General features: G+C 53.2%; 5 protein-coding genes and 1 tRNA gene. 4 read left to right on the top strand and 2 right to left on the bottom strand.

What is annotated here, in order from left to right; genetic code table 11:
- The coding region (locus tag J7M22_15025; GenBank protein ID MCD6507918.1) for a galactokinase at positions 1-1,100 on the bottom strand (1,100 nt) is incomplete at its 3' end.
- Positions 1,100-2,074, bottom strand: coding sequence for a galactose-1-phosphate uridylyltransferase (gene galT, locus J7M22_15020; GenBank protein MCD6507917.1), 975 nt, complete (start codon positions 2,072-2,074; stop codon positions 1,100-1,102). The genes J7M22_15025 and galT, both read right to left, overlap by 1 nt.
- Before the next feature lie 594 nt (positions 2,075-2,668).
- Between galT and J7M22_15015 the strand changes: the two genes are divergently transcribed.
- The 4 genes from J7M22_15015 (at position 2,669) to J7M22_15000 (ending at position 6,211) form a co-directional block, all read left to right on the top strand.
- Positions 2,669-3,997, top strand: a complete 1,329-nt coding sequence (locus J7M22_15015) for a hypothetical protein (GenBank protein MCD6507916.1) — start codon at positions 2,669-2,671, stop codon at positions 3,995-3,997.
- Between the two features lie 709 nt (positions 3,998-4,706).
- Positions 4,707-4,778: transfer RNA gene (locus J7M22_15010), tRNA-Gly, on the top strand.
- A gap of 52 nt (positions 4,779-4,830) precedes the next feature.
- On the top strand, positions 4,831-5,055 hold the full coding sequence (locus J7M22_15005; protein ID MCD6507915.1) for a zinc ribbon domain-containing protein: 225 nt from the start codon (positions 4,831-4,833) through the stop codon (positions 5,053-5,055).
- Positions 5,056-5,071: 16 nt separating this feature from the next.
- The gene (locus tag J7M22_15000) at positions 5,072-6,211 is read left to right on the top strand and encodes a tetratricopeptide repeat protein (protein MCD6507914.1); all 1,140 of its coding nucleotides are present in this window, start codon (positions 5,072-5,074) and stop codon (positions 6,209-6,211) included.
- The last annotated feature ends 22 nt before the right edge of the window (positions 6,212-6,233 follow it).

The raw sequence follows: 6,233 nt of genomic DNA, 5'->3' as shown, positions 1-6,233 counted from the left end.
GTTTTCTCCCTATATCCTTCCCTGACCCTGGATATGAAGCTCTTCACTGAGCCTTCGGAGACCAGATTGACCGTACAGCCGCCGAATCCGGCGCCCGTCATCCTTGCCCCCAGCACCCCATCGACGCTTCTCGCCAGATCGACCATCGTGTCCAGTTCGAAACAGCTCACCTCGTATTCCTCCCTGAGCCCCTCATGCGAGAGGTTCATCAGCTCGCCGAACCTGTGTAGGTCTCCGGCCTTAAGCGCCTCGACGCTCGAGAGAACCCTTTCGTTTTCCCTGATAACATAGCCACATCTCCTCCTTATGAGGGGGGGAAGATCGTCGGCATATCTCTCGAACATCTCCGAGGTGAGGTCCCTCAGGGCTTTGATATGCGGATATCGCCTTTGCATTATCCTGACCCCCTCCTCGCATTCGGAGCGGCGGACGTTGTACTCCGATCCAGCCAGTTCCCTTTTGACCATCGTGTTACAGATGGCGATCCTATATCCGTTTAAGTTGAGAGGTATGAGCTCATACTCCAGGGATCGGCAGTCCAAGAAGAGGGCATGTCCACTCCGCCCGGCGGCCGATATGAACTGATCCATGATCCCACAGTTGACGCCGACGAACTGGTTTTCAGCCCTCTGGCATAATTTCGCCAAAACCGGTATGGGGATCTGAAGGTCGGAGGAGACCGCCAGGAAGGCCATGGCCGATGAGAGTTCGAAGGCAGCCGAAGAGCTCAAGCCGGCCCCTTGAGGGACATCGCCGCTGATGACCCCGTTCATCCCCCTCAGCCTGTATCCCTCCTCCTGAAGCACATATGCCACCCCTCTGGGATAGTTGCTCCACGGATGCTCCTCATCCCGCTCGATCCGATCTAGGCTAAACTCGACGGTTTGATCGAAGTCGAGCGATCTGAGCACAACCTTACGGTCATCCCTGCCCGAAGCGGCGATATAGATGCTCATCTCAAGTGCGACGGGGAGCACAAACCCATCGTTGTAGTCCGTGTGCTCTCCGATGAGATTTACCCTGCCCGGGGCTCGCGAGATCAATTCGGGATCGAATCCGAAGGTCTCCTTGAACTTTTCGATCAGACCGGTCCTATCGATCATTCCAGCTCCTCCTCCGAATGAGGCGGTTTCTCCCTCAGCTCAGCGGCCTTTTCCTCAGCGGCCGTGTCGTTTATGAAGCTGCCCGCGCCCGACTCACATCCCGCCAGATATTTGAGCTTATCCCTTGTCCGATGCGGCGGATAGAACTCTATGTGGAAATGGTAATGGTCATAGATTTCCCCCGTCGTGGGCTCCTGATGCATCACCATTATGTAGGGGAGGGAGAAGCCGAAGAGGTTGTCGAATTTCATAAGGATTACCTTCAGTATCCGGGCGAGCGACATCTGATGGGCGTCGTCGAACTGGGCTAGAGAGCGAAGATGCTCCTTGGGCATGATGTAGACCTCGTATGGGTATCTGGCAAAGAAGGGGATGAGGGCCACGAACAGGTCGTTTTCAAAGACGATCCTCCTCCCCTCTTCCATCTCACGCTCCAGGATCTCACAGAAGATGCATCTCCCGTGTTTTTCGTAGAACTTCAGGCTGGAGCTCAGCTCTCGCTCGATCTTAGGCGGGATATAGGGGAAGGCATAGATCTGGCCGTGTGGATGGTGGAGTGTGACCCCGATCACCTCCCCTTTATTTTCGAATATGAAGACATATTTGATGAAATCGAGCGAGCCGAGCTCCTCATATCTATCCTTCCATACCCTGACAAGGTTGTATATCTTCTGCGGGGGTTGATCCGTCAGGGTTCCCTCATGTTTAGGGGTATAAACCACAACTTCGCAGATTCCCTTTGCCGGGGCGACCTTATAGAGATCATCGCCCTCGAGGTCCGGCTCCGGCGGGTTGCGCATGAGGGAGGGAAACCGGTTTTCAAAGACCACGATGTCGAAATCATCAGGTATCTCCACCCCTCCTGGGCAAAGGGGACATTCCTCCCTACGCGGCATAAAGGTGCGTTTCTGCCTATGAGTTGAGACGATCACCCATTCCTCGAGAATCGGATGCCATCTGAGTTCGGACATGTTGACACCGCCGAGACGAAATTTTTCCGCCACTAATCTTAACACAGCCTTCCTCACACCGTCAAGGATTTGTAGTAGGGCTTTTCAATCAGGAAGCGAGGTGATTCAGGTGACAAACCAAGACCCGCTTCATGGGGGATTGCGATCAGATACAAGACTCTGAACACAAGACTCCAGATTGGTATGACGAATCAAGACCCAGAGGTTAGAAGTTGGTTGTGAGAATCTTGAGTCTAGGGTCTTGTGTCTGATGCCGGCCAAGATCCGCATCATAGGGGAGATATGACCTAGGCCGAGTCTCAAGTGTGCACTGAGATGGCTTACGCTGCCAGGGTCAGGATTCGGAGTCGGAAATGCTCAAAGTCACGATACCCATAGGCCTGTCGCAAATCAAGCGAAATTGTGATACAATTGTTTCGCATCTGGGAACTCGCCTCCTCTCGTGGTTTTGCAACCTAAAGAGAGTATAGGCGGTTCCCAGTTGCTTTTCAAGCTTGACCTTTTATCACAATTTATGGCGAAGAACCAACTTTTGTTGTATAATTGCGCCGATGAAAAAATATCTGACAGCACATAAAGAGGGGGTGAATCGATATGAAAATTCAAACCTGCCTTTTCATGGCGTTCCTCTTATTCGCCTTGCTTGAAGGGGTAAGCGCGCAGGTAAGGTGCGTCGGAGGGCCAGTTGTACTGCACTCCAACGTGGCATCCCAGTGGGGCGGGCATACGTTCAGCTACGTACTGCAAGGCCAGCGGCATGTTTTCTGGGCTGCCACCCTCAACGAGTGGGAAACAGCCGATAACGGCGAAAAGAGATTTCTTACTCAACTGGTAGGACAATTTCCCCTGCCGGGTACGGACGGTGTACCGGCAGTACATGCGTTCTCCATTAAGGAACCGGGGGCGTACGGGGGAAACGAGCCGCTGTTGATGCGCACGCCCGACGGGTACTTGCATGTTATTTTGGGCATCAACCACCACACAGACAATCCGCGCTATGGGTACGGGACGCTGCGGTACTATCGCAGCGCCCGGCCCGAGGACGTGACTGAGTGGGTCGAGCGGACCGAGTTAATCCCCCAAGTGCCGCCGTACAACCAGTTTCACCTGCGCATGAATGCAGCGGTGACAGCCGATGGACAGCGGGCAGCTCTCGTCATCCTGGCGATATCGGAAGACGGCAGCGTTCCGTTCAATACGCCGCTTATCTTCTACGGACACCGGCAGGGGCTAGACTTTCGCTTCGACAAACCGATCAAGTACCATGAGCCGTTCGCCTTCTTCTATCCCCTGGTTGCCGCGACCGAGGCCGGGGTAGTGGTGGTAGGCAACGTGTGGGATGTGCACGAACACGCGACAAGCCGGCTGATACACTTGGACTGGCAGGGCAATATATTGCATGAAGAGGAACTACCGGCTGATGCAGTGGATGGGCGTTATCTGTCATATGATATGCGCCCGGTGCGGCCGGGGGACTGGCAACACCTCCTCATCTACCACAACATGTCCCCCAAGGATGGCCCGTGGCGCCATGATTTCCTGGTATATGATCTTACAACCCGCAAGCTGAGGCTGGTAAACGAGGTGCCGACTGCCAGGGGGTACAGCAACGCCGGCAAGTGGCAGTACATCTCCCCCACGCGCTCGGTGTTCATAAACAATCCCTCAATGGGCAAGCTTCAGGCCTGGGAGGGGGACATCCTGGGGGGCGAGAAAGTGGTTGCTGAACCGGTTGCAGGGATGGACCCGCTGGAACTTGGCTACCAGGCAAGCAGTTATGTGATGACACCCAATCCGTGCCAGGGTTCGGTAACAGTGCCCGGCGTGATGTACGTGATGTCCGATGTATACAACCCGGAGAAGTTGCAGCAAGACCCAGGCCCTTGTTCCCTGCTGCTGTGGCGATTATCCACCGGCGAATAACAACCACAGCACATGCTCGGCGTGGCAACTTCAAGGAGGTAACAGCAAGGTGTCCAAACACAACAAAGTTCTGAGGATGAGACCAAAGTGAGAAGCTTCTCCTTCAGCTGAGCCTGGCTCATATCACCTTCTGCAGGCAGTATCTCTCTGATGAGAGGTATCCTCCTCCCTTCAACCTCTACCACCATCACAATAAGGCCAATTCCTATCCCCCTCATGGCTTTGTTTGCTATGTGATGGAAGAACTTGCCTATCTTCCCTTTCAGCTTTGGCCTGAAGAATGCTGTTATATCGGCAGCCGGGGGTGTGTATCCGCCATACCTCCTGACTTCCCAATCCCCCTGTGTGAGAAGGTAGTTTTGCCATGATTGGATCAGATTTTTCATCTTCCATGCCCCGCATCTAGGGGTTTTCAACGCTTTAGCGCAATCCCCGTAGCCGCAGGCTTTAGCCTGCGATTTAACGCACCCTAAAGGGTGCGGCTGCTTCAATGATTCCTCACCTCTCTGGAATCTTGTGTCTGGAGTCTTGCGTCCAATCACAATCCCCCATGAAGCAGGTCTTGGTTTGTCACCTGAATCACCTCGTTTTCTGGTGGCTTCTGTGATGGTATACTAAATCATACAATCATTGAAAAGCCCTGCCCTCAGATGTTCACTTGACACCTATTGGGGGGTCTAGTATAATTTTTATGTCAATTGAATTTCACGCGGGCATAGCTCAGTGGTAGAGCGTCAGCTTCCCAAGCTGAGGGTCGCGGGTTCGAATCCCGTTGCCCGCTTTTATCGCCCCTAGTTGAAAAGGGGCTTTATTTTTATTGGACGGGTGATACCATGCCGATATACGAGTTCCATTGTAAGAACTGTGGACTTGATTTTGAGGAGCTTCTTTCCTCACTTAACTCGAAATCGGTCCGATGTCCTGAATGTGAAAGCGGTGAGGTCGAAAGGAAACTCTCCCTTTTCGGTTTCTCCTCAGGGGGAAAGATCAAAACCGGTCAGTATAACGCATCTTCATGCAGCTCCTGCAGCCGAACTAGCTGCGCCGGATGCAGGTAGATGAAAGGGGAGTGATATGGCCAGAGCCGAAAGAATCGATAGGCGTGATCTCAAGGAGGATAAGTTTATCGAAACCATGGCGGAGGTTTACGCCTTCCTCAAGCGTAACCTCCAGCTTATACTGATAGCCGTGGCGGCGGTGCTGGTGGTCCTCATAGCTGCCGGCACCTATGCCTATATGAGACAGAAGGCTGAGACAAAAGCGTCAATTCAGTTCGGCGAGGCGATGAAGCTCTTCCAAGAAGCGGAGGACGATTGGGCGGATCAGGATAAAATGAAGGAGGCAGCGGATAAATATAAGGAGGCGAGGAGGAAGTTCAAGGTGATCATCCGGAAATATAAAGGTTCCTCGTATGCCGATAAGGCCGCCTTCTACGTCGCTAAAAGCAGTTTCCAACTCGGCGAATACGATCGGGCGCTCAAGGAGTTCAAAGATCTGGCCGAAAAAAGCGATTCCCTTTTCGGATTATATGCTCAGCAGGCGGTAGGAAAATGCTATGAACAGAAGGGAGATTTGGAGAAGGCCGTGCGCGAATACGATGAGAGCAGATACGGGAAGTTCAGGGGATTGCCGGAGTACGAGTTCGTGTTGGCGGAAGTGACCCTCAGCAGGGCGATATGCCGGGAGAAGTTAAATCAGATCTCGCAGGCCGTAAAAGATTACGAGAGGTTAACGAGGATGTTCCAGGATAACCTGCGCGAAGCGATAGATCGGAAGAGCGCTCAGATGATCGAGAGGGCGAAGAAGCTCCTGAAGAGACTCTTCAAGGAGTCCCCCCCCAGCCAGAAGATCTTGTCAACCCTGGAGAAGGCCGATTCACTGTCGCAGTCGGGACGCCATTTTGAGGCCCTCAAAACCTACGCTGAGGCGATGAGACAATACAGGGCGGAGAAGGAGAGGGCAAAGGCCATATCGTTGAACAACTACCGCCGTCTCGCTAAATATCTAGGTGAGATAGAGGAGCTTTTAAAAGATCTCAGAGATGGGGATGAAAAGCTGAGCAAAGGGCAAATATCATCCGCCCTGAGCTCATATCAAAAGGCCGTGGGTATCGATTTCGCTCCTGGCAGAGATATAGCTGAGAAGGCTTATCTGAAGTTGAGCGAGTTGAAGGGCAGATCCGAGGCTCCGGTCGGCGTTCGACCGTCGAGATGACGGCCGAACGCCGATTGGCCAA

It is taken from the genome of Candidatus Poribacteria bacterium, from assembly GCA_021162805.1.
GTDB lineage: Bacteria > Poribacteria > WGA-4E > B28-G17 > B28-G17 > JAGGXZ01.
The sequence above is the reverse complement of the archived record's forward strand: the minus strand, read 5'-3'. Positions and strand labels throughout refer to the sequence as shown.